Annotated in this window: 23 protein-coding genes and 2 pseudogenes; 15 read left to right on the top strand and 10 right to left on the bottom strand. The window is 62.8% G+C overall.

Annotation, left to right across the window (positions count from 1 at the left end; genetic code table 11):
* Nucleotides 1–96 precede the first annotated feature (96 nt).
* The 6 genes from VXM69_RS34030 to VXM69_RS34005 all read right to left on the bottom strand — a co-directional run bounded on the left by VXM69_RS34030 (nucleotide 97) and on the right by VXM69_RS34005 (nucleotide 7,376).
* Complete coding sequence (locus VXM69_RS34030; protein WP_175907752.1) at nucleotides 97–1,380, bottom strand: amidohydrolase family protein; 1,284 nt, start codon at nucleotides 1,378–1,380, stop codon at nucleotides 97–99.
* A gap of 28 nt (nucleotides 1,381–1,408) precedes the next feature.
* A complete protein-coding gene (locus VXM69_RS34025; protein WP_175907745.1) occupies nucleotides 1,409–2,545 on the bottom strand; it encodes an SIS domain-containing protein in 1,137 nt (378 codons plus the stop codon).
* A gap of 98 nt (nucleotides 2,546–2,643) precedes the next feature.
* Nucleotides 2,644–3,360 carry an HAD family phosphatase gene (locus VXM69_RS34020; protein ID WP_175907743.1) on the bottom strand — a complete coding sequence of 239 codons (717 nt, stop codon included), beginning with the start codon at nucleotides 3,358–3,360 and terminating at the stop codon, nucleotides 2,644–2,646.
* Nucleotides 3,357–5,735 (bottom strand): carbamoyltransferase HypF, encoded by a 2,379-nt coding sequence (gene hypF, locus VXM69_RS34015; RefSeq protein ID WP_175907741.1) that lies wholly within the window; start codon nucleotides 5,733–5,735, stop codon nucleotides 3,357–3,359. The genes VXM69_RS34020 and hypF overlap by 4 nt, the downstream gene beginning before the upstream one ends.
* Nucleotides 5,707–6,786 (bottom strand): hydrogenase expression/formation protein HypE, encoded by a 1,080-nt coding sequence (gene hypE, locus VXM69_RS34010; RefSeq protein WP_175907739.1) that lies wholly within the window; start codon nucleotides 6,784–6,786, stop codon nucleotides 5,707–5,709. Before hypE ends, hypF begins: the two co-directional genes overlap by 29 nt.
* Nucleotides 6,783–7,376, bottom strand: coding sequence for a cysteine hydrolase family protein (locus VXM69_RS34005; protein WP_175907737.1), 594 nt, complete (start codon nucleotides 7,374–7,376; stop codon nucleotides 6,783–6,785). Before VXM69_RS34005 ends, hypE begins: the two co-directional genes overlap by 4 nt.
* 337 nt (nucleotides 7,377–7,713) lie before the next feature.
* Between VXM69_RS34005 and VXM69_RS34000 the strand changes: the two genes are divergently transcribed.
* From VXM69_RS34000 to VXM69_RS33970, 7 genes are all read left to right on the top strand, one after another.
* Complete coding sequence (locus tag VXM69_RS34000; protein WP_175907735.1) at nucleotides 7,714–8,583, top strand: LysR family transcriptional regulator; 870 nt, start codon at nucleotides 7,714–7,716, stop codon at nucleotides 8,581–8,583.
* Between the two features lie 26 nt (nucleotides 8,584–8,609).
* The gene (locus VXM69_RS33995; RefSeq protein ID WP_175907732.1) at nucleotides 8,610–8,972 is read left to right on the top strand and encodes a hypothetical protein; all 363 of its coding nucleotides are present in this window, start codon (nucleotides 8,610–8,612) and stop codon (nucleotides 8,970–8,972) included.
* Nucleotides 8,969–11,800, top strand: coding sequence for a phage integrase family protein (locus VXM69_RS33990; protein WP_341773972.1), 2,832 nt, complete (start codon nucleotides 8,969–8,971; stop codon nucleotides 11,798–11,800). The genes VXM69_RS33995 and VXM69_RS33990 overlap by 4 nt, the downstream gene beginning before the upstream one ends.
* Before the next feature lie 254 nt (nucleotides 11,801–12,054).
* On the top strand, nucleotides 12,055–12,807 hold the full coding sequence (locus tag VXM69_RS33985) for a YkgJ family cysteine cluster protein (RefSeq protein ID WP_175907730.1): 753 nt from the start codon (nucleotides 12,055–12,057) through the stop codon (nucleotides 12,805–12,807).
* Complete coding sequence (locus VXM69_RS33980) at nucleotides 12,804–13,061, top strand: DUF6429 family protein (RefSeq protein WP_175907728.1); 258 nt, start codon at nucleotides 12,804–12,806, stop codon at nucleotides 13,059–13,061. The genes VXM69_RS33985 and VXM69_RS33980 overlap by 4 nt, the downstream gene beginning before the upstream one ends.
* On the top strand, nucleotides 13,061–13,510 hold the full coding sequence (locus tag VXM69_RS33975) for a hypothetical protein (protein ID WP_175907727.1): 450 nt from the start codon (nucleotides 13,061–13,063) through the stop codon (nucleotides 13,508–13,510). Before VXM69_RS33980 ends, VXM69_RS33975 begins: the two co-directional genes overlap by 1 nt.
* A 44-nt stretch (nucleotides 13,511–13,554) precedes the next feature.
* A complete protein-coding gene (locus tag VXM69_RS33970) occupies nucleotides 13,555–13,809 on the top strand; it encodes an energy transducer TonB (RefSeq protein WP_175907725.1) in 255 nt (84 codons plus the stop codon).
* A gap of 47 nt (nucleotides 13,810–13,856) precedes the next feature.
* Here VXM69_RS33970 and VXM69_RS33965 read toward each other — a convergent pair whose 3' ends face one another.
* From VXM69_RS33965 to istA, 3 genes are all read right to left on the bottom strand, one after another.
* Nucleotides 13,857–14,318: a hypothetical protein gene (locus VXM69_RS33965; protein WP_175907723.1), complete on the bottom strand. Its 462-nt coding sequence runs from the start codon at nucleotides 14,316–14,318 to the stop codon at nucleotides 13,857–13,859.
* Nucleotides 14,319–14,509: 191 nt separating this feature from the next.
* The gene (istB, locus tag VXM69_RS33960) at nucleotides 14,510–15,331 is read right to left on the bottom strand and encodes an IS21-like element helper ATPase IstB (RefSeq protein WP_175907721.1); all 822 of its coding nucleotides are present in this window, start codon (nucleotides 15,329–15,331) and stop codon (nucleotides 14,510–14,512) included.
* Nucleotides 15,328–16,827, bottom strand: coding sequence for an IS21 family transposase (gene istA / locus VXM69_RS33955; RefSeq protein ID WP_367190397.1), 1,500 nt, complete (start codon nucleotides 16,825–16,827; stop codon nucleotides 15,328–15,330). Before istA ends, istB begins: the two co-directional genes overlap by 4 nt.
* A 158-nt stretch (nucleotides 16,828–16,985) precedes the next feature.
* Here istA and VXM69_RS33950 point away from each other — a divergent pair.
* From VXM69_RS33950 to VXM69_RS33925, 6 genes and pseudogenes are all read left to right on the top strand, one after another.
* Nucleotides 16,986–17,303: pseudogene (locus VXM69_RS33950) on the top strand (integrase core domain-containing protein); the annotation flags it as partial.
* A gap of 60 nt (nucleotides 17,304–17,363) precedes the next feature.
* On the top strand, nucleotides 17,364–17,522 hold the full coding sequence (locus tag VXM69_RS33945; protein ID WP_244135750.1) for a hypothetical protein: 159 nt from the start codon (nucleotides 17,364–17,366) through the stop codon (nucleotides 17,520–17,522).
* A gap of 122 nt (nucleotides 17,523–17,644) precedes the next feature.
* Nucleotides 17,645–17,887: an antitoxin gene (locus VXM69_RS33940; protein ID WP_175907261.1), complete on the top strand. Its 243-nt coding sequence runs from the start codon at nucleotides 17,645–17,647 to the stop codon at nucleotides 17,885–17,887.
* Nucleotides 17,884–18,294 (top strand): type II toxin-antitoxin system VapC family toxin, encoded by a 411-nt coding sequence (locus VXM69_RS33935; RefSeq protein ID WP_011695140.1) that lies wholly within the window; start codon nucleotides 17,884–17,886, stop codon nucleotides 18,292–18,294. The genes VXM69_RS33940 and VXM69_RS33935 overlap by 4 nt, the downstream gene beginning before the upstream one ends.
* A gap of 295 nt (nucleotides 18,295–18,589) precedes the next feature.
* Nucleotides 18,590–18,949 carry a hypothetical protein gene (locus VXM69_RS33930; protein WP_244135745.1) on the top strand — a complete coding sequence of 120 codons (360 nt, stop codon included), beginning with the start codon at nucleotides 18,590–18,592 and terminating at the stop codon, nucleotides 18,947–18,949.
* A gap of 147 nt (nucleotides 18,950–19,096) precedes the next feature.
* A complete protein-coding gene (locus VXM69_RS33925) occupies nucleotides 19,097–19,426 on the top strand; it encodes a hypothetical protein (RefSeq protein ID WP_175907253.1) in 330 nt (109 codons plus the stop codon).
* A 927-nt stretch (nucleotides 19,427–20,353) separates the two neighbouring features.
* On the opposite strand, the pseudogene VXM69_RS33920 reads toward VXM69_RS33925, so the two are convergent.
* Nucleotides 20,354–20,677: pseudogene (locus VXM69_RS33920) on the bottom strand (Tn3 family transposase); the annotation flags it as partial.
* A 79-nt stretch (nucleotides 20,678–20,756) separates the two neighbouring features.
* On the opposite strand from VXM69_RS33920, the gene VXM69_RS33915 reads away from it, so the two are divergent.
* Both VXM69_RS33915 and tnpB read left to right on the top strand, forming a co-directional pair.
* Nucleotides 20,757–21,170, top strand: a complete 414-nt coding sequence (locus VXM69_RS33915) for a transposase (RefSeq protein ID WP_080298168.1) — start codon at nucleotides 20,757–20,759, stop codon at nucleotides 21,168–21,170.
* A complete protein-coding gene (tnpB, locus tag VXM69_RS33910) occupies nucleotides 21,167–21,514 on the top strand; it encodes an IS66 family insertion sequence element accessory protein TnpB (protein WP_038785480.1) in 348 nt (115 codons plus the stop codon). Before VXM69_RS33915 ends, tnpB begins: the two co-directional genes overlap by 4 nt.
* Nucleotides 21,515–21,525 lie beyond the last annotated feature (11 nt).

The raw sequence follows: 21,525 nt of genomic DNA, 5'->3' as shown, positions 1-21,525 counted from the left end.
ACATGCGCTCAATCTCATGGTGGTTGATATCGACGCAAGGAAGCCCTGACCAAGGCTTCGCAGGCGAACGCTTCCGGTGATGCGCCACGCTTGGCGTCATGATGCTTGCCGGGGCGATGCGCGCCCCGCATCACGAGGACGCAGTGGCGTGAGCGCAAGGTGACCTGCCGGTGAAGGTCTTCCATGATCATGGAAGACACCTGAGACCACCCGGCGGCCATCGATCAGCACCCCGCGAGGCCGGTGGCGGCAGATCGTGTCGAGAATTGCCGCGCAAACGGTGGTCGTGTCTCCATCATCGGCGACCGGGTGTCCGTCGTAGAGCAGCAGATCTGCGCGTTGTCCCACGGCGATTCTTCCCGTTCCGGAAAATGTCAGGGCCTGCGCTCCCTTCCACGTGAGCAGGTCGATGATGTCGCCAGCCCGTTCATTTTGCGAGCGATTCCCGATCGCGGTCAGGCAGGGCAGTGCACCACCCTGCCAACTGAGCGCTATCCGCATTCGGCGCATGTTGCTGGAGCATGCAACGTCGTCACGCTGCGCAAGCTGCCCCGCTGGTTCATGGGCTGGATAGACGATATATGAAGGGCTTTGCCGTAGTCGCTCCCGATCGCAAAACGACATCGGAACGGCCGGCACGATCAGCGTGTTCTCGTCCAGAATGTCGAGGCTGCTCAGCAAGCCGAGGCCGGTGCAACCATACGCATCCTTGAACGCTTCGGCCCACGGGGTGCCACCATCCACGCGAACCACGAATCGGCGGCAGTTTTTCCTGGCCAGATCGTACAGCCCGGTGAGCAGTTGGGTCGATGCCGCCAATTGGGAGCCGACCGCCGGATGGACCACGAATCTCGTGGTGTCGAAACGCCTTGCCGTTTGTTCGTAGTCGCGCAGGCATGCCGCGGTGTCCGATACGACGGGCCCGGGCTTCGGCCCGAGCCACAGATCCGTGTATTCGCGATAAAGGCTCGCGCGCACGCCAACCCGCGTCGCGACGGTGAGACTTTCCTCCACCCGGGCTCCGAACATGCCGACGGTAGTCACGCCGCTCGAGACGGCTTGAAGCAGGAGATCGCCGAGCCGGGTGGCGCGGCGATCGCCGTCGTTCGCCACCATCGCGGTCGCCGAACTGTCGTCGTGTGCGAGGTCGGCCGGAAGGCTGGCATTGACGAGACCCGGTAAGCACAGGAGCGCGCTGCCGTCGACGCGCTCGAAAACCGCCAGGCTTCCCGGCCGTGCGATGCCAACGATCATGCCGTCGCGGATCTCGATGTCTGCGCGCTTGAGCATGCGACTCGCGGTATCGTAGTAACGCACGTTCGAGATCACCGGAGCGACGGCTGCTGCGGTGTGCCAGTGTCCATTGTCGGTTGCGCGCAATTCGTTTTCCTCGTGTCGATGACGAACGCTAACCGGCCGCTACGGCCCAGACGGAATTGGGCGCGTTGCCGAGGCTGGAACCGCGTGCGAGCGCTGCGTGCCGGGCGAGAAGCCGCATCGGGACGGTGTGCACGACGGGTGCCAGTGGTCCGCGGTGTCGCCCGAGCCGCATGACTTCAAGATTGGCGTCGGCGGTCACGTCGCAATTCGCATCGGCGAACACGAACAGCTTGCCGTTGCGCGCGCTGACCTCCTGCAGATTGGCGTTCAGCTTTGCCAGAAGCCGGTCGTGAGGCGCGCTGACTACCACCGGCATGTTGGCGCTAACCAGCGCGAGCGGACCATGCTTGAGTTCGCCGGCCGGAAAGGCTTCGGCGTGGATGGACGCGATCTCCTTCATGTTCAGTGCACCTTCTACCGCCACTGGGTAGTGCATTCCCCGGCCGAGGAATAGCATGTCGCTGCTGGAGGCGAGACGTTGGGCCCAAACCTGGATGCGGGGTTCGAGTGCCAGTACCTCGTCGATGGCTTCCGGCAACTCGCGCAGTGTCTGCAAATGATTCCGCTCGTCCTGCGCGGCGAGCGTGCGGCGCGACCGGGCCAGCGCCAGCGCCAGCAGGTACAGGACGATCAGCTCGGTCGCGAAGACCTGCGGGAAGTGCAGATCGTTCCCGATCACCGTGTTGGCCTCGAAGGCCAGGGTGCATGCGCTCGCGAGTTCGGTGCTCGAGGCATCGCAGATAGCAAGGGAATTCGTCATCCCCATGCGTGCGGCATGTTCGATGGCGCCCAGGAGGTCAGCCAGGTCCCCGCTTCGTGACATGGCCACCACAAGGGCTCGTGGCCTGGCCACGCTGTCCCGATAGCGGAATTCGCTCGCAAGTTCGACGCTGACGGGCAGCGCCGCCAGACTCTCGATCCAGCCTTTGGCCAATAGCGCCAGATGATGACTGCCACCGCATGCAAGAATCAGAACGGAGTCGGCCGTCAGCAGGATACGGTGTGCATGCTCACCGAAGCGCTCCAGCAGGAGGTCACCTTCCAGGCTGTCGAGCGCGCCGGTGATCGCTCGCGGCAACGACAACGCATCAGCCGCCTCGGACGGGCTGTCGTCGTAAACCGATGCGTCCAAGGCGCCTAGATGGTTGCGAATCGTTCCGGGCATAACGGTTTCCTCGAGCAAGGCCACTGGGTCCCCGCTCGGACGAGCGAGCACGGGCGATGGAGCGTGTAGGGGCTTGGGCCGGCAGGCGGCTCGAATCCTCAGGTCTGCACGGTGGCGGTCCGACACTCCACGAACAGCCGGTGTTCTGGCTGACATGAAAGAATCGATCCGTCCGGGCCGTGGGTGTGCAATTCAACGCCCTCGAAATCAGGGATCGCAAGCTTTGCACCATGACGAATCAACTCCTCGCCACCGATGCCGATGCAGTAGGCGCCGGCTGTGACCGCCGAGGTAACTCCACTGACAGCATCCTCGAAGACCATGGTGCGAGCCGGTGGCACGCCGAGACGTTCGGCAGCGAGAAGGTAGGGGTCGGGGTTTGGTTTGCCACGAGCGACGTCGTCGCGCTCGACGATCACCGAAAAGTACGGCTTGGCATTTAGCATGTCGATCACGCGATCGATTTTGTAGCGCCAACCGCTCGTCACGACGCCGATCGTGACGCCGGCCGCGCCGAGGCGCGAGACGAGTTTCGCCACGCCGGGGATTGTCTCGTAGTCTGCGGTGTTCTCGACGTGGATAATGTGCGCCTGCACCCTCTCCTGGTCAGTTCGCGGCAAGTCGTGAAACAGCGCTCGGATGGTGTGTGGTCCGGGCTGCCCATGGATGTGCAGATGCATGTCTTCCTCTGTGATCTCGCGCCCATAAAACTGCGCGGCTTCACGCCATGCCCTTTCGATCACCGCCCTGGAATCGACCAGCACACCATCCATGTCGAACAGGACTGCCGAGATTCTCGCTGCGTAGTCGCTCATTTCGTTTCCCGGGTCAGTTGAAGCTCACTCTCCGCTGTTGAACGGGCGGCCGCAACTACCACTTGGCCAAGCGAGATACCACCGTCGTTGGTCGGCACTAACTGGTGGCAGTATGGTTTGAAGCCGCGCGACTCGAGCGAGGCCAGCGCGTTGACCAGCACGAACTCGTTGCTGAAGACGCCGCCGCTCATCACGATCTGATCGACCCCGAAGCGCTCGACAAGGCGCAAGCACATTTCGCCAATGATATCCACCACGGTCGAATGGAACCGTCGGCTGAGCTCCGCGAGATCGGCATTAGGCGCCAGCAACAGTTCGACCGCGTCGCGGACAATAGGGCGATAGTCGACCTCAAGACAGCCATCGCGTAACTCGATGGCGTAATTGAATGGCTTCGTGGTACGAAAATCCCGCAGCAGCAGCGCTTCCATCTCGATTGCCGCCTGAGCCTCATATTCGATTTTCGAACAGATGCCCAGCAGCGCGGACATACCGTCGAACAATCGGCCCATACTGGTGGCTGTGGCCGCGTTGATTCCGCGCGCGGCCATCTTCGCAAACACGTCGCGGCGTTGCTCGTCGAGCTCGAGCAGAGCGGGCACCTTGAGCTCGACGGCCTGTTCTCCGAAGGTCTCGACCAGAAGCGCGATGGCAACTCGAATCGGCTCCTTGACGGCCTGGTCGCCACCAAGCAGCAGAAACGGCCGCAGATGCCCCACGCGTTCGAAGCCGGTCGCGTCGCCGAGCAGGAATTCGCCGCCCCAAATGGTGCCGTCGGGCCCGTAGCCAGCGCCGTCGAAGACCACCCCGATGGTGGTGCCGGATAGACCGTTTTCTGCCATGCACGAGACCATATGTGCATGATGATGCTGAACTTGAACCACGCGCATCTCGGTTTGCTCAACCGCTGCCCGAGTCGAGCGGAACGCCGGGTGCATGTCGCACGCAAGCGTGTCGGCTCGTACCGAGAGCAGATCCTGCAGATGGACAGCGCAATCGGTATGAGACTTGAAGGTGGTGTCGTTCTTCAGATCCCCGATATGCTGGCTGATGAAGACCTGATTGCCCTTGCTGATCCCGACCGTCGTTTTTAGCTCGGCGCCGAGCGCCATCACCGAACCTACCGAATACGGCAGATGAATCGGATAGGGCGCGTAGCTGCGCGAACGGCGCATGAAGGACATCAGGGGCGCATCCCTGCCCTCGCGCACGATTACGCGAACCACCGAATCGTCCACGCGGGTGCGAATATCCCGGTCGTTCAGCACGAAAGCATCGACGATTTCCCGCAATTGTTCGAGCGCGGCGTCGTTCTCGTAGGCGATCGGATGTCCCGAGAGATTGCCGCTCGTCATGACCAACACCGGCAGAGCCGGGTCCTCGAGCAGAAGATGCTGCAAGGGCGTGGACGGCAACGTGACGCCAAGATTGGGGTTGCGTGGCGCGATCGCCTCCGGGAGCGTATCGGCGCATTTGCGCAACAGGACGATGGGGCGTTGCGGGCTTTCCAGCAGCGCCTGCTCGTGCGGGTTGACGAGGGCCCATCGCGCCGCAGCCTCGCAATCGGCAACCATCACGGCGAGCGGCTTCGCATCGCGCTGCTTGCGGCGACGCAACTCGCGTACCGCAGCTTCATTTCGGGCGTCCACCACGAGATGGAAGCCCCCGAGGCTCTTGATCGCCAGGATCGCCCCCTCGCGCAGCCTTGCAATGGCCTCACGCACCACGTCATCGGTCTCGACCGGCGTGCCGTCCCGTTCGGTCAGCTGCAGGTGCGGTCCGCAAACGGGGCAGGCATTCGGCTGGGCGTGATAGCGACGATCCTCGATATCCTCAAACTCGCGATGACAGTCCGGGCACAGGGTGAACGCGCGCATGGTGCTTTGGGCGCGGTCGTACGGCATGCCGTGGATGATCGAATAGCGTGGCCCGCAGTGCGTGCAGTTGATGAAGGCGTAGCGGTGGCGGCGGTTCCCGGGATCGCGCATCTCTCGCAGGCAATCGTCGCAGACGTTGGAGTCGGGCGGAACGATGGTGTCCATGTACGCCAGATCGACGCTCTTGCGGATCTCGAAACTCTCGTAGCGCGGGGCCGGTACGTCATGCGGCACCTGCCGCACGTCGGTGATCCGCGCGAGCGGAGGCGGACGGAAGATCAGCTCGTCGATGAAGCCGTCGATGGCCTGCCCGGATGCCTGCACCTCGAGCAGGACGCCTTTGGAATCGTTGAGCACCCAGCCGTTGGCGCCATGACTGCGGGCCAGCCGATGGACGAAAGGCCGGAAGCCGACGCCCTGCACGATGCCGCAGACCCGGTAGCGGCGGGTCTGCGGCGCGCCATGGAGCTCAGCAGAGTCGGGGGAGTTCCGCGCCATGGAGTTCCTCGATGGTGACCTGGGTTCCATCCACCTCGACCTGGCGGACCTCGGCTCCGGAGGCGGCCCCGACCTCGCCGATGATGGCCGCCTGCCGTCCCGCCGGATCCTCGCGCAGGATGGCCAGCACGTCGCCGGCCACGTCGGGCTCGACGAACAGGCAGAGGCAGCCCTCGTTGGCGAGATGGATCACGTCGATGCCGAGCATGTCGGCGGCCATGGCGGCTTCCGGCAGGATCGGCAGCGCGTTGCGCTCGAAGCGGATGTTGCAGCCGGTAGCGCGCGCGTGCTCGTGGAGGACGGCGCACAAGCCGCCGCGCGTGACGTCGCGCAGCGACGCGACCTTGCCGGCCGGCACGCCTTTCAGCACCGCATCGACCATGTGATTGAGCGGCGCGCAGTCGCTCAGCACGTTGCGCTCGAAGCCCAGGCCCTCGCGAATCGAGAGCAGGTGAATCGAATGGTTGCCGATATAACCGCTCAGCAGGATCTTCTGTCCCGGACGCACGTTCCGGATGGAAACCGGCGGCCGCTCCAGCACGCCCACCCCGGCCGTGTTGATGAACAGCCGGTCGGCATCGCCCTTGCGGACCACCTTGGTGTCGCCGGCGACGATCTTCACGCCAGCGGCGCGCGCCGTATCGCGTACCGACGCGATGACCGTCAGCAGCTCGTCCATCGGCATGCCGGTCTCGATGATGAGGCTGAGGGTGAGATAGAGCGGACGCGCGCCGCTCACCGCGAGGTCATTGACGGTGCCGCAGACGGCGATCTTGCCGATATCGCCATTGCCGAAGATGATCGGCGTCACGACGAAGGAATCGGTGGTGAAGGCGATCCGGTTGTTCGGCAGTTGCAGCAGCGCGCTGTCCTCCATGGCACCGAGGTAGACATCGCCGAGCGTTTCGGAAATGCGCTCCACCAGCTCCCGGCTCAGCTTCGCGCCGGTGCCGTGATCCAGCACCACCGTTTCGTTCGGGTCCGGCGCGGCGGCGACCGGCGAGCCGCCGGTGGCCGTTACGCGGTCGGTCAGCGTTTGGGCCGTATTCATGCGACGGCCTCCTCGCCGCGGCCCGGGAGATCGTCGTGCTCCTTCAGCCGGTCGAGGATCTCGGATGAGGGAGCGATGACGGCGCAATAGCTGGCGAGCCATTCGAGCGCGCGATCGGTGTCCTCCGGTTTCGGCGCGAACACGCCGTCGCGGGGCACCCAGATCTTGTAGCCGCGGAAGAAGGCGTCGGCTGCCGTGGTCTGGACGCAGACATGGGTCTGCAGCCCGGTGACGATCACCGTCTTCACGCCCCGCTCGCGCAGGGTTTCGTCGAGCTTGGTCTCGTAGAAGCCGCTGTCGCGGCCCTTGACCACCACCAGGTCGGACGGGTGAACCACGTCCTCGATCAGGCGGTTGCCCGGCGTCCCCGCGATCGCCGGGATTGCGCGTCCGCGGTAACGGCTCTGGACCTGCGGGTCGTTGGGATCGTGGATCAGCTGCAGATGCACGACGAGCTGTCCGGCAGCACGGATTCCGTCGAGGAACGTGTTGAACTGCTTAAGCAAGCGGCTCAGTTGTTCGGGATCGGTCGAGATCTTATGTGTAAATTCGTATTGCAAATCATTTGTGAGCACAGCGACGTTTGGCATGGTTCGATTACCTTTCTTTCGTGTTTCTGATAGGCGCCGGCTGATCTCGGCGAAGTGGTGCGACCAACTTCTGAAATCAGTGAAACAGATAGGGAAAAAGCCATTTACGCCAAGCTATTTCATATGCGTATGCAGCGAAATGGTCGCGTGCTTGCATCTGACAGGAACTGCGGTTTCATTCTTATTTTTCCGGGTTCAAAAAATCCGACGACGGCCAAGTTGCCGTGATCGTCGAGCAGACCACCCCGAAGGCTGCTTTTTCACAACCGACGCAATTTGATCATCCGGCAGTCATTTCGTAAAATGAAATTTTTGAAACAAACAAGTCGGAGATGGAATGGATATCAAATTGCTGCGCGCATTTATCCAATTGACCGAAGCCGGGCACTACGGCAAGGCAGCATCGAAGCTGTTCGTTACCCAATCCACGCTGTCGAAACAAATACGCACACTGGAAACCATGATTGGTGGGGCGTTATTTGAACGTGGGCAGCACGGTGCGAAGCTCACCCCACTGGGGAACCTGCTGCTGCAGGAAGCGCGGGCATTCTTGCGGATGAGCGACGAAATCGATTTCAAAATGCGCCGCGCCATTACTGGCATGACCGGTACACTCGATATCGGGTTTGGCATTTCGACGCTGATCACCGCACCGAGATGGATTGCCGGCTTCCGCGACACGACCCCGGATAGTCAGATCACACTCAACGACCTGCCTTCAAAGGAGCAGCACCAACGCCTGCTTGCCGGTCGGCTCGATATTGGCTTTTGCCGGATGCCGGAAGGAATCGATGGGTTACGCTTCAAGCGGTTACTTGATGAACGACTGGCATTGGTACTCCCTCGCGACGTAACGATCCCTTCCCGTGGCCGGATGTCGACATTGAATAGCCTCGGTTTCGTCGCGCTTTCACCACCACGCGGGCCGGGACTCGATGCACAGATTGGTCAATGGTGTGCTTCTGCCCATTTCAAGCCGCGGATCGTCCAACGTGCCGACGATATTCTGACCGTTCATTCCATCGTGGCTGCAGGACTGGGGGCCGCATTTCTGCCCTTGCGCGGAGTCGAGGTGCTAGGTAACCGAACACATCAGCAAGCCTTGACAGGTCCGGCGTCGAAGTGGCCAATAGGTATCTGCTGGCGGAGCGCTGATAGCAACCCGCTGTTGCTACGGTTTATTGACTATGTATCAAAACATCTATGAAAGAGAGCGGGACGTATCATGGAGATATGCTTATTTCCTTTCGACTAGTAAACATCGTGCCGGCCGTGAATTTAATCCCCCCCACATATGCGGCCGTACTCGACGGCCTGCGGCGCGTGTGCCATCGCCAGGTGGTACGCCACCGACACGGCGCGCCGTTTGAGGCGTTCGCCCAACTGGGTTTCATCACGTGGGTCCGGCAGCCGGTGCGTTTGTCCCAGCAGGTCTCGGAACGATCCCGATTCGTGCCTACGCCGGTCGATGTCGCGGAGCTGACCGATACCGGTCGTGCGGCGCTGGACTGGCTCGTCGCGCTCGAAGCCACCGCCCAATGGGAAACGTTACGCGCGCGCCCCTACGGCATGCGCGATGACCGAGGCACGCCGTGAACGCGCCGGCCGAACAACTGGTCTTGCCGTCGCCGCGCACCTATACGCGCACCGACTACGCGGCGCTGCGCGCCTACTTGCAGGGCGTGTCGCCCGGCGCGATCGCCGAGCGCTACTACGATCCCGAGTCCGGTCCCGGCGCGTCGGCCGACGCGCTCGAGCGGCACCTGCGCACCATGCGTGACGACCTGGTGCACCTCGCGCAACTGCACGGTTCGTCGGTACTGGCCGATCACCTCAAGACGTCGATCCGGCAGCACGGCAGCGCGAAACTGACCGCCGTGACCCTCAAGATGGTCGAGGATGCGTCGAAGCTCGCGGTCGCCCGGCCGCTGGCCACGCACCCGGTCGGCGGCTGGTTTCGGCCGATGATCGCCAGGCGGCTGACCGGGGAGGGTGTCGCGACGCTGGGCGACCTGATCGCGCTGTGCAATCGTCGCGGTGGCAGCTGGTGGCGCTCGGTGCCGCGCATCGGCCTGTTACGCGCGCGGATCCTGGTCGCCTGGCTGCGCCAGCACGCCGAGTCGCTGGGCGTCACGGTCGACGCCGACGTCGATGCGGACGAACCCTTCGCGGCGCCGGCCGACCAGCACGTGATGCTCGCGCCCGCCGGTGGTGAGGACCGGCCGGCCGGTACGCTCGCCCCGCTCGAACGCATCGCCTTGCCGCACACGCTGTCCGGCGCGCACGGCGTGAATCGCGCCGGCGGCCTGTGCTACCTGCAGGCGTCGCACGACCTCGATGCGATCCGCGCGTACCTGCATCGCTACAGCGATCGGCCGCAGGCGCTGCGCGCGTATACGCGTGAGCTCGAGCGACTGTTGTTGTGGGCAGTCACCGAACGCGGCACCGCACTGTCGTCGTTGACCGTCGAGGACTGCAATGCCTACAAGGCGTTCCTGGCCGCGCCAACCGATCGCTTCGTGGGGCCGCGCCAATCGCGCCAATCTCCGCGCTGGCGACCGTTCGCGCCGGGCGGGCTGACGCCGACCAGCCAGAAATACGCGGTGCTGGTGATCCGCGGCGCGTTCGACTGGCTCGTCCAGGTCCGCTATCTGGCCGGCAACCCGTGGGCGGCCGTGTCGGATCCGGCCACCGTCACGCCCGAGCACGCCATCCGCATCGAGCGCGCGTTGCCGCTCGCGCTATGGACCCAGGTGCGGCAGGGACTGATCGAGCAGACGCAGCGCTTCGGACCGGATGCGGCACGCTGGCGGGCGGCCGCCGCGGCGATCTTCCTGATGGGCGATTCGGGCCTGCGCATCACCGAGGCGACGCTCGCGCAGCGCGAGCGCCTGCGCTACGTGCAAGCGGATGGCGACGTACCGGCCGGCTGGTCCCTGCAGATCGTCGGCAAGGGCCGCAAGCAGCGCTCGGTGCCGGTCAGCGCCGCGTGCGTGGCCGCGCTGCGCGCGCACTGGGCCGATCGCGGACTCGACTTCGATGCACCGCCCGAGACCGCGCCGCTGATCAAGCCGATCGACATTCCGCCGACGCCGGCCGCGCAGCGCCGGCACGGCGACGAACACGGAGCCGCCGGATATTCGGCCAACGGTCTGCGCGGGCTGGTGAACTGGGCGTTTGCGCAGCTGCGCGAGCAGCTCGATCTCACCGACGACGAACGCCGGCACCTGGCGAGCGCGACGCCGCACGCGCTGCGCCACACGTTCGGCACGCAGGCGATCGCGGCGAACGTGCCGCCCGACGTCGCGCAGAAGGTGCTGGGCCATGCGTCGCTCGCGACCACGTCGATCTATGCGCAGGCCGAGACCAAGCGCGTGCGCCGCGAGCTGGCCGGGTACTTTGCGCAGATGCAGTCGCTCGACTTGCCGATCCCGCCGGCACCGGCGCTGGCGGCCGCCACCGCGATCACGTCGTCGCCCGACACGTCGACGGGCGTCGAGCCCCTACCGGATGCGAACCGGCAGCTCGCACACGTGCGCGTCGCGCTGCAGGTGCGCGCCTCGACCAACCGGCGCGCTGAACGCGCCCGCGATGCGCTCGAGCGCCGGATCCTGGAGTTGACCGATACCGCCGCAGTCGAACCCGGTGTCGTGCTGCTGATAATCCGCTACGACACGCTGCAGGCGCTCGACTGGCAGGTCGAATGCTGGCTCAACGACATCGCGGACCGGGCCGAGGACGGTGACATCACCTGCGCGCTCGACGCGCAGTGGGGCGATCGACGCTGGACCCATTCCGGCGAGCACGATGCACGAACCCGCGTGGTCGGCGCTGATACGCTCGACAAGCCAGGCGCGATCGTGACGCGCGGGCCCGGCACCTCGGGACCGCGGATCTGGCGCATGCGCGTGAGCCTGCTCGGCTTCAAGCCGGAGATCTGGCGGCGCATCGAGATCCTGGCCGATATCGATCTGGCCGAGCTGCACACGATCATGCAGGCGGCAATGGGGTGGGGCGACATGCACCGCTATGGGTTCGGGCTGTATGGTTTTCTGGATCGCATCGATCTCGACTGCGATCGCGCGCGCGGCGTGCGACTGCTCGACGTCGCTCAGCCCGGTGACACGCTCGGCTATACCTACGATATCGGCGACTACTGGCACCACGCGATCAAAATCGAGGCCGAGATCCAGTCCGCGGCCAAGACGCGCTATCCGCGCTGCACGGCCGGCCGCAATGCCTGTCCACCAGAAGATTGCGGCGGCCCGTCCGGCTACGCGCATCTGCTGCGCACGCTCGCCGGCCGGATGACCGGCGAGAAGCGCGAGCTGCTCGACTGGCTCGGTGGTCGGTTCGATCCCCATGCGTTTCGCGTGGCGGACGTGAATCAACGCTTGGCCGACCGTCACAGCGAATGGGAGTGAAGGGCGAGGCTGTGCTGTACGCCGATAGCGATGGATCCTTTGGGCGGTTTCCGAAATCGGTGTTCAGAGACCGAAACGCCGAACAGCGTTTCGGTTGGCGGTGCTGCGGGCCATGACGTTTGGGCGTGTGGCGACGCCCCGCTTGACCGCCAGTCGTCTTCTGGTTGACCATTCTGACGCAAGTCTTCGTACGTGCGACTGCCGCGGCAGGTCGGCCGCCTACGAAAGGCTTGCTCGAACAGGAGGGCTACCCCATGGGGCAAGCGAAGCTACGTGGCACGCGCGAGCAGCGTATCGCTCAGGCACGCGAGCGAGATGAGCAGGTGCCGAGCCTGTCGCGTACCTGCGGATCGACCAGCCGCGATGAGCTGCTGCACCGGATCATTCCGATCTACCAGCAGATGGATGTGCGTCTGGCCCAGTCACCCGTTGCGATCGACTGCCAGGCCGGGTGTTCCTACTGCTGCTATTACCACGTCCTGGTCACGCCCGCCGAAGCCCTCGCGCTCGCCGAATACATCTCAACCTTGCCAGACGACGCACGCATCGCGATTCAGGCAAGGCTGACGGCGACCGCCGCGCGCGTGGTGCCGCTCAGTCAGCGCGACTACATCACGACCAATATCCCGTGCGCGTTCCTCGACGCGGGACGCTGTTCGGTTTATGGGGCTCGACCGATCGCCTGTCGGGGCTTCCATTCGCGTGATGTTGCCGCGTGCCAACGCGCTTTCGACGATCCGCACTGCACGGATCTTCATCCGTACGATGCGGCTCGCCAACACGTTCACGTACGCACCAAGCATGATTTCGCGCTGGCGCATCTTGAAGCGGGTTGCGACGCCGCGGAATACGAAATGCACGGGGCCGTCTCGGCGGCCCTGACGGATCCGACGACATTCGCGCGTTGGCGTGCCGGCACCGTGAGTTTTCCTACGGTGCGCGATCGCACACCGGTCATGAGCGACAATGTGAGCCGAATGTTCTCGCTAGGACACCTGCCATCATGAAGCCCAACATTGAAGCCATTGACGACACCGTGCTCGCGTTGTTGTTCTTGACGCTGCACGACGGCAATCGTGCCTGGAAGAGTTTCGATTGGAGTACGCTGAATCGGCTACATGCGCGCGGATTGATCGCCGATCCTGTTAACCGAGCCAAGTCGGTTGTGCTGACGCAAGAGGGGCTGCGCGAATCAGCTCGTTTGTTCCGCCAACTATTTGAGCGTCCGGCAGACGCTGATACTCCCTCTGAATTTTCTTGATGACGCGTTCTTCGACTCGCGGCCGGCGTCCGCTCACCAAGGCCATGCTGTTGCCGCTCGCGACCGATCACGTCCGGCAGCTGCAGATCAAACACCATCTCGCCCTTGCGGCCCTGCGCGATGGGCACGGCGGCATCGAACCACTCGGCACGCTCCTCAGCGTGCTGTACCTCGCGTTTCATTTGCGCGACGTGGCGGGCGAAGTGGATGTCGCGTTCTATCGCGAAGTCGAGGTGATACTCGATGCGTACACGGCACGAGCGGAATCAGATAACTGGACGTTGCTGGACGCCGAGCGCGGTGCGCTCGAGCAGTTGCTCGCCGTGCATGACGCACAACTTGCCGGGGTGCCGATGCACCGCTATCTCGATGCCAGGGAAAAGGTTATCCGATTTGCCCGGGCGGACGGAAAATCACCGATTCCGCGGCAAGTGGTAGAGGCGAGCTGAATGAATATTTCGACCCGATCCGATTTGCCGATGAGGAGAAACGCATGTCGTTGATCGATCGCATGTTGTCGCGCACCGTTCCACCCACGGGTGAGGGGCGCCGGCATGTCTTGGTGCGTGTCTGGCTTGACGAACACGGGCGCGTGCGAGATCTGAAGGTCCGGCGCAGTTGTGGCGATCCTGCGCGTGACGAGCGGGCGCTCCATGCGATCGCCATCATGCGGTTCCCGCGCGGACAACTCGGTTCGGGTGGCGGCACCTCGCAACGGTGGCACGACCTCACGTATAACGGAGATTGAAGGATTTTGCGTAACGCGACCAACGTACCGCGATGCCCGCTCGCGTATCAGCGGTGCTCGGTGTGCTCCTGGATGCGTTGCTGACACACCTCGACCAGTGCATTTTTGACGATTCGTTTCGACGTCAATTGCCAGACCAGGCTTCGCACAAAATGGCATGCGTAACCGAGGTCGATCATTCGAGCCCAATCCCGGGCGATGGTGATTGCCTGGAATGCACAATACACAATAGACGTCACGACTACGGCGCCAGCGAGCGCCGACAGCGTAGCGACGGAAGCCCAACGAACGATACCCGTCGCCAATATCAAGGTCGAGATGAAATACGGCATGACGGCGCAGACGATGGCCAGGATCACGATCACAATCAGCCGTGCTCCAATGCTGGTCAGCGCGAGAATGGCATGACATTCCAGAATCGTCAGATTTTGAGCGAATTCTTCGCTACTCTGAACCCTTCTTAATCGGTCGTCTATCGAAGCGGGTCGATCTCGATCCTGCCAGGTCATGATGTGCATCTCCATTGTTGGCCGAGTCCACGGTATTCACGGTGTAAAGCGTATCGGCGGTCGTTCGTACGATTTGCCTTCACTCATCCGGCTGACTCGCTCGGTGGCCTCCATCAGCTGTAGATCGTCAACTACTTTGGCCGGTCGAGCGTCAATTACCTTGGCCGGTTGGATGGGGTAATTGTCGTTAGTCAGGTTTCTGTAATTGTCGTTTCCTCCTGTTCGGTTTCGGGTAATTGTCGCCGCCGCGGACGCTTGTTGTCGCTGGCATTGCGACGGCGGTAGCTTTCGACGTTCAGTTCAAAGATGGTGGAGTGATGCACCAGCCGGTCAATCGCGGCGACCGTCATCGACGGATCGGGGAACACGTCGTTCCAGCCCGAGAACGGCTGATTGGCCGTGATCAGCAGACTGCGACGCTCGTACCGCTCGGCAATCAGCTCGAACAGCACGCTCGTTTCGGCCTGGTCCTTGCGCACGTACGATAGGTCATCGAGGATGATCAGGTCGAAGCGGTCCAGCTTGCCGAGCATCGAGGGCAGTTGGAGATTTTGGCGAGCGGCCTGCAGCTTCTGCACGAGCTCGCTGGTGCGCGTGAACAGCACGCGGTAGCCGGCGTCGATGAGGGCATGGCCGATGGCGGAACCGAGATGCGTCTTGCCTCCGCCCGGTGGCCCGAACAATAGGATCGTGGCACCTTTCTCCAGCCACGAATCGCCGGTCGCGAGTGCCATCACGTGGGCCTTCGAGATCATCGGCACCATGCCGAAGTCGAAGCTGTCGAGCGTCTTGGTCGGATCGAGATGCGACTCGGCGCGATGGCGTTCGATGCGTCGTTTGACACGTTCGGCGAGTTCATGCTCAAGCAGCGCGCCGAGCAACCTCGCAGCCTGCCATCCCTCCTGGTCGGAGCGCTGGGTAAATTCAGGCCATAGACGAGCGATCGTTGGTAGCCGTAGCTCGTTGAGCATCAATCCGAGGCGTGCTGCATCATGGGACGCGGGTGCGTTCATGCCATCACCTCCGCGTCGAGTAACGTGTCGTAGAGCGATGCTGCCGGCATTTCGACGACGACCTCCGGACACTGGGCCTGCCGCGGCACGAACTCGTTGCGCAGCTGTTCGAGATCAGGCAACGTACCGGCGGCCAACAGCGTCTCCAGTCGCTCGGCAAGCTCGGCTTCGACGCCGTAATGCGCGGCCAGTTCGAGCAAGCCGACCATCGTCCTACAGGCATCGCGCGGCGTCATCCGGGTTTCGAGTTGTTCCCAGGCGCGACGATATGCTTCGCGAGGGAACAGGTCGTCACGGAATGCCAGTCCCTTGAACGCCTGGGGCTTGCGCTTGAGCTCGTCGACGAAGTGCCGGTAGTCGAGCGCGCGCCGACGGCTGTTGGCAGCATGGGAGCCGCGCGCAGCGCTGTGCACCAACGCCCCCGATAGATAGCAGTCGAGCCGATCGGCGTAAATCCGCACCTTCAACCGATGGCCGATCAGCCGCGACGGCGCGCTGTAGAGGATGCCGCGTACCGTGAAGGTGCCGCAGCGAGTCACGCGGGCTTCTTCCTCGACGAAGTCGGTGGTACGCCGTAACGGCAGATCCTGCAGATGCTCACGTTCGGCGTTGAATGCAGCGGCGTTGCGGCGGTTGCGCCGCATCACGACCTCGCGCACGAAGTTCTCGTAAGCCGAGCGATCGGCGAAGTCTCGATGCCCGCGCAACATCAGCGCCTGATCAATCGCTTCCTTCAGGTGGCGATGAGACGACTCCACGCTGCCGTTCTCGTGAGCCACGCCAACATTGTTGCGCGTACCAGTCATACCGTAATGCTCGAGCAGCGCGGCGTAGCGAGCGGTGAAGTCCTCTTCCTGCTGCAGGTTCTTGAACGCCGCCGACAGGCTGTCGGTGCGATGTTCACGCGGACAGCCGCCAGCCTGCCAGAGCGCATTCTGCAAGCCGCCAGACAGCGCTTCGAAGCTCTCGCCGCTTTCAACAACGCCAGCGTATTCCCAATGCGAGAACTCGAGCACGAAGTGATACAGCCGATGATCGAACGGCGCGCCGGCGATCGTGACACGGAGATCGCGCATGTCGGTAAAGTCCGACAGCCCCTGCACGCCGGGCAGATGCTCCTGAGGGAAGAAGACCTCTTTGCTCGGGCCCTCAATTGCGCGCCACTGGCTGACGCGTCGCTCCAGCGTTCGACGCATGCTATCCGGAAACCGATCGGGGTGAGCTTCCTGCAGCTTGGCCAGCAACGTAACAGCCTTCAGACGCGGTGCATGGCGCAGCAGTGGCACCACCTCCGTCTCCCAGACGTCAGCGAACGGATCGGATCGGGTGCGCCACGTTCTCGACGCTCTCTGCGACGGCAGCGGCGCACCGCGCTCGATTCGACGCGCCGTTCGAACGCTCATGCCAGCCATGGCCGCTGCGACTTCTTGGGTGTGATGTTTGCGCTTGTTCATATAGAGGCGGACCTGCTGGTCCGTAATGTAGGTTCCGGGCATGGCTGTTCTTCTTTTGGAAGACGATCAGCCATCCTAAAACCCCATCCGTCCGGCGCCGCCGGTGGGGAAGCGCCTACGGCGGCTACGCCGCCTTCGTCGTTTCCCCACCGGCCAAGGTAATTGTCGTCAAACCGGCCAAGATAATTGTCGCCGTCTAAGGCTTGCTGTTTCACTCGGATCAAGGCGGCCAATATGCAAGCCGGAAATTCCGTCAGCGCCTCTAGCGCTATCGGATACAGCAGAGCATGAGCCGTCGGGGCAATTGTTGGGACAACTCCCCGATGGAGAGGCTGTTCCGCAGCTTCAAGACCGAATGGCTACCGTCAGTGGGCTACATGTCGGCGCAGGAGGCACACCGGGATATCAGCTACTACCTGATGCACCGGTACAACTGGATACGGCCGCATCAGTTCAATGACCGACTGGCGCCGGCGGTTGCGGAAGAAAAACTTAACGCAGTGTCCGGGATTAGTTGACCACTACACTCGCCGTTCGTCCGCGCGCCGGAACCCGAAGCCGATCTCGAGTTCCACTGGCTGAAGCCGGAGCTCGTTGCCGAAGTGGCGTTTCTCGAGTGGACGCCGACCGGTCAGTTGCGTCATCCGTCGTTCCGCGGGCTGCGTCTCGACAAGCCTGCACCGAGCGTGACCCGCGAAGACCCGCACGAACCGAAACGCCCCCGCAACAGCAAGTGATTTCCCCCATGCAGAAAGACCGCTCGATCGGTGCGCCGGGATGGTCACGAGTGCATTGCGAATTCACGTCGGCTTGTATATGCTGTGGCATATGCTAACCTGATTGAAGAGGGGGCGTCCTGATGCCAACCCATGACACCCGCCACGCGCGCCTGTTTCGCAACGGGCGCAGCCAGGCCGTGCGGATCCCGCGCGAATTCGAGCTGCCGGTCTCGGAGGTCACCATCCACCGGGAAGGCCGCCGCTTGATCATTGAACCCGTGGAGGCCGCGCCCTTGCGTGCGCTGTTTGCCCAATGGACCCCGCTGGACGAGACCTTTCCGGACATCGAGGACCGTCCGCCTGAACCGGTCGACATCGAATGACGCTGTATCTGCTCGATACCAACATTTTGTCGAACGTGATCCGCGATCCGCGCGGCGCATGCGCCACGCGGATTGGAGAGACCCCACCTGAGCAAGTGTGCACCTCGATCGTCGTCGCCGCGGAACTGCGGTTCGGCGTCTGGAAGCGCGGCTCGTCAACGCTCGCGCAGCGCGTCGAGCAGCTGCTCGCAAGCCTGACCGTGTTGCCGCTGCAGCCCGACGCGGACCGGTGCTATGGGCGGTTGCGGGCCGAGCTCGAGAAGCAAGGCCAACTGATCGGCGCCAACGACATGCTGATCGCCGCTCACGCGCTGGCCGTCGACGCCGTGCTGGTCACGGACAACACGGCTGAATTCACCCGCGTCGCGGGGCTGCCGGTCGAAAACTGGCTGCGATCGGCGACGTAACGCGGCGTGGCGGCCGCCGGCGGCACGATGGGAGCCACCGGCCACAGTGCGCCTGAGAACAGAATAGGAGCGGGGATGAACGGATTCGGCGGTGCTGCGATTTTTGCCTTCGCGTTGACTGTTGGGTGCCTCGCACTCGGCTGGAGCCAACCTGCGGTGGCCACGTTCGCCGCGTGCATCATATGCACGGTCTACGCGTCCCGGGGCAAGCACTGAGCGCCGGCCGACCGGCGGGCGCATCCGAGATTCCGATGGACGTCCTGCGATACGCCGGCGCGGCGAAGGAGATGGCGAAGTGACACACCCGATGACGGCCGTCCAGCAGATGTTCCTTGAGTGGTGCATCGGCTACATGAAGTTCCAGATCGCCGACGTGATGTCGGTCGGTCTGATGTCCCTCGAGGCCGAGCGCTACGATGCGCTGTGGACCATGCTGCAAAAGGGGCGGTATGGCCTCCTCGGCGACGACATGATCGAGATCGGCCGGCGCCTGTTTCCGGACGCGCCGAGCGCACCGGAGGGTTCCGGGCTTAATACGGCCTACGAGCGCGTGTGTACAGCCCTGGACGATTGGTTGCCGAGCTTCATCATCCTGCCTGGCCAGGTGTCGTTCCTGCCGGACCCCGAACCGCCGGACGGTGATGCCGCTGCGTGAGCGGCGGGCCCGGGAAGTAAAGCGCGACACCCCATGACGGGAGCGGGCGGGCGATTCAGCATCACCCATAAGGTGCCGTTAAGAGATTCAAAAGGGTAGTGCTTGACGCTTTGGAAGTGGTCCGTGTAATCGCCGAAAACATCCCAGATGGAGAGCGAAATGCCGCTGAACAAAGATTACCTGCAGGGCGCGTACGACGCGTTCGTCAACAGCGCGATCCAACGGGTGGCCCGTTCGGGCAACCAAGTTTACCACTTCAATATCCCGGCGAACGAGCTGAAGGATGCGTTTGACCTCGAGCGCTTGCGCGACGAGACCGTCACGGAAGTGCGCAACTTCTTCGCGCGCAAGGGCGTGGACGCCGACTACGAACAGGGCGAGGGCTTCGACATCACGCTGGACCTGAATCGCGCGTCTTTGAAACCCGCCGATGCGCGCAACCTGGCGATCGCGCTTGAGGTCGAAAGCGGCCACTGACCATGCAGACCCGGCTGCGGCCGGGTTTTTGTGGCACGCGGGCAATGCCGATAACTCCTCTTGGCGGCATTGCCAAGAAACTAAAGTCTGACGATTCTTGACACCCTCTGCGCAAGGAAGCGGCTAGAGTGTAGCTGGGCGTGGCCGGGGAAGTTGCGCCCATAACCTCGTAGATAACTCCGTCTTGGACCCGGTTTCGGCCGGGTCTTTTTTATCCAAACTGACCTATCGACGCACATTCATTGTGCGTTGCCTCTGGCACGCGGGCCATTCCGATCATTATCCACCGGCATAACAGCAAAACCCCGCGACACGCGAACCCCGTTCCGGCCGGTTTTTTTCATGCCCCTGCCGGCGCATCGCAGAGCAGGGCAGAGAAGAAAAAGTGTCACATCTGATAACTATGCTTATCGGATAACGTATTGACCCACCAAAAGTCCTCGAAGCCGTGTTAACAGCAGTCTTCAGATTTGTCGATCTTTAACGTTGCAGCCCCTAAACCCCAGGGCTAAAATAGTGACGGCCTTCTGGCGTGTCCTCCTCGTATGCGCCAGTTGAATGTCCTGACGAGGGGTGTCAGGACATTTTTTTATTCAACCGTGCGGTTTCAGGCCAACCAATCCATGCAGGAGGGGCGTAATGGACAAGTCTTGCGTCATGGCCGAAATGGATTTTACATCCAGTGTGGATGAGGCCAGAGCTCGAGAGGTCGCCGAACTTGTTGTGCGGTCGCGAAACCTGTCCCCGCACTTTGTGCGTGTCGCGCATACGTATGCTGCGAGATGGCTTTACCTGCAAACGCGTTTCGCGGGCATGCGACGGCCGACGACGGAGGCGTCTCTGGGGCGTAAGCTGCTGGTGATTTTGCTGATCCGCAGGCTAAAGGAGGGTTGGCCGGGATTCGTAAAAAATCCGCCACATCTCGGATTAAGTTGCTGATTTAAAAGAGAAATCGATGGTCGGATCGAGGGGGAAAAATGGCCGCAACAGATCCAGCAGGTAGTCGCCGAGCCGGTTGATGTGATCGCGTCGGTATGGGGACAGCGCTTTGAGGACCTCGGCGTCGATCGGATGGCCCTTTTCCTGCAGTTCCTTCAGCTTGCGCGACATCCACTGCACGTTGTACAGGATCACCATGTTCGCCACGAGGTGGTTGTACTTGACGACCTTGCGTTGCTCGTGCCGGATGTTTTCCGCGATTACACCGTCGCCGCCGAACATCAGCCACTGCGCGAAGTCGTTGAATTGCTGTAAGCACGAGACCAGTACCGTCTGTGAACGCTCGGTGACGAGTGCCATGATGTCCTGTGAAGGACACGAATGACCAGTCGTGTCCACGATAGGAGTTGTGGACAGAGTGACTCAGACAGTCGAGATCCCGCCGAAACGGCAAACTCGCCGACATCCCACGGAATGGAAGCGGACCATCGTCGCGCTGACATTCGAGCCCGGCGCATCGGTCGCCCGTGTTGCTCGCGAGAACGGCATCAATGCCAATCAGGTGTGGGCATGGCGTCGCCTCCATGCGCAAGGCCTGCTAACGGACGATGCGATTCCAGACGCAATGCTGCCGGTTGTCGTCAACGAACCGTCTCAGCCGTCGATGGCGCTCGAGGTGCCGACTGCGACCGACAACATACCGTCCGGCTCGATCCAGATCCAGCATGGCAAGACGTCGATTCGCATCGAAGGCGCGCCAGACCCGGACGTGCTGCGTTCTGTTCTCGATCGCATTTTACGATGATCGGTCTGCCTCAAAACACGCGGATCTGGATCGCGGCGGGCGTCACCGATATGCGATGCGGCTTCAATTCGTTGGCCGCGAAGGTACAGACGGTGCTGGAGAAAGATCCGTTCTCTGGACACGTGTTCGTGTTCCGGGGCAAGCGCGGTGACCTGCTGAAGTGCTTGTATTGGAGCGACGGCGGGCTATGTTTATTGGCGAAGCGGCTCGAGAAGGGGCGTTTTGCGTGGCCGCGTGCTGACGCCGGCGTGGTCGCGCTCACAACCGCCCAACTGTCGCTCTTGCTCGAGGGTTTCGATTGGCGGCAGCCGGTCGAAGCCGCGCGCCCACGCAGCGCGCTGTAAACCATTGTTAA

Origin of the sequence: Burkholderia sp. Ed8 (assembly GCF_040761425.1) — a bacterium.
Lineage (GTDB): Bacteria > Pseudomonadota > Gammaproteobacteria > Burkholderiales > Burkholderiaceae > Burkholderia > Burkholderia seminalis.
The sequence above is the reverse complement of the archived record's forward strand: the minus strand, read 5'-3'. Positions and strand labels throughout refer to the sequence as shown.

What these genes read in the sequence shown, in the direction of transcription:
- VXM69_RS33995 (WP_175907732.1), top strand. Translation starts at nt 8,610, where the DNA reads ATGCTTATTTCCTTTCGACTAGTAAACATCGTGCCGGCCGTGAATTTA.
- VXM69_RS34000 (WP_175907735.1), top strand. Translation starts at nt 7,714, where the DNA reads ATGGATATCAAATTGCTGCGCGCATTTATCCAATTGACCGAAGCCGGG.
- hypE (WP_175907739.1), bottom strand. Translation starts at nt 6,786, where the DNA reads ATGAATACGGCCCAAACGCTGACCGACCGCGTAACGGCCACCGGCGGC.
- VXM69_RS34005 (WP_175907737.1), bottom strand. Translation starts at nt 7,376, where the DNA reads ATGCCAAACGTCGCTGTGCTCACAAATGATTTGCAATACGAATTTACA.
- VXM69_RS33965 (WP_175907723.1), bottom strand. Translation starts at nt 14,318, where the DNA reads ATGACCTGGCAGGATCGAGATCGACCCGCTTCGATAGACGACCGATTA.
- VXM69_RS34025 (WP_175907745.1), bottom strand. Translation starts at nt 2,545, where the DNA reads ATGCCCGGAACGATTCGCAACCATCTAGGCGCCTTGGACGCATCGGTT.
- hypF (WP_175907741.1), bottom strand. Translation starts at nt 5,735, where the DNA reads ATGGCGCGGAACTCCCCCGACTCTGCTGAGCTCCATGGCGCGCCGCAG.
- VXM69_RS33970 (WP_175907725.1), top strand. Translation starts at nt 13,555, where the DNA reads ATGTCGTTGATCGATCGCATGTTGTCGCGCACCGTTCCACCCACGGGT.
- VXM69_RS33940 (WP_175907261.1), top strand. Translation starts at nt 17,645, where the DNA reads ATGCCAACCCATGACACCCGCCACGCGCGCCTGTTTCGCAACGGGCGC.
- VXM69_RS33985 (WP_175907730.1), top strand. Translation starts at nt 12,055, where the DNA reads ATGGGGCAAGCGAAGCTACGTGGCACGCGCGAGCAGCGTATCGCTCAG.
- VXM69_RS33925 (WP_175907253.1), top strand. Translation starts at nt 19,097, where the DNA reads ATGGAGAGCGAAATGCCGCTGAACAAAGATTACCTGCAGGGCGCGTAC.
- VXM69_RS33975 (WP_175907727.1), top strand. Translation starts at nt 13,061, where the DNA reads ATGACGCGTTCTTCGACTCGCGGCCGGCGTCCGCTCACCAAGGCCATG.
- tnpB (WP_038785480.1), top strand. Translation starts at nt 21,167, where the DNA reads ATGATCGGTCTGCCTCAAAACACGCGGATCTGGATCGCGGCGGGCGTC.
- VXM69_RS33980 (WP_175907728.1), top strand. Translation starts at nt 12,804, where the DNA reads ATGAAGCCCAACATTGAAGCCATTGACGACACCGTGCTCGCGTTGTTG.
- istA (WP_367190397.1), bottom strand. Translation starts at nt 16,827, where the DNA reads ATGCCCGGAACCTACATTACGGACCAGCAGGTCCGCCTCTATATGAAC.
- istB (WP_175907721.1), bottom strand. Translation starts at nt 15,331, where the DNA reads ATGAACGCACCCGCGTCCCATGATGCAGCACGCCTCGGATTGATGCTC.
- VXM69_RS34020 (WP_175907743.1), bottom strand. Translation starts at nt 3,360, where the DNA reads ATGAGCGACTACGCAGCGAGAATCTCGGCAGTCCTGTTCGACATGGAT.
- VXM69_RS33935 (WP_011695140.1), top strand. Translation starts at nt 17,884, where the DNA reads ATGACGCTGTATCTGCTCGATACCAACATTTTGTCGAACGTGATCCGC.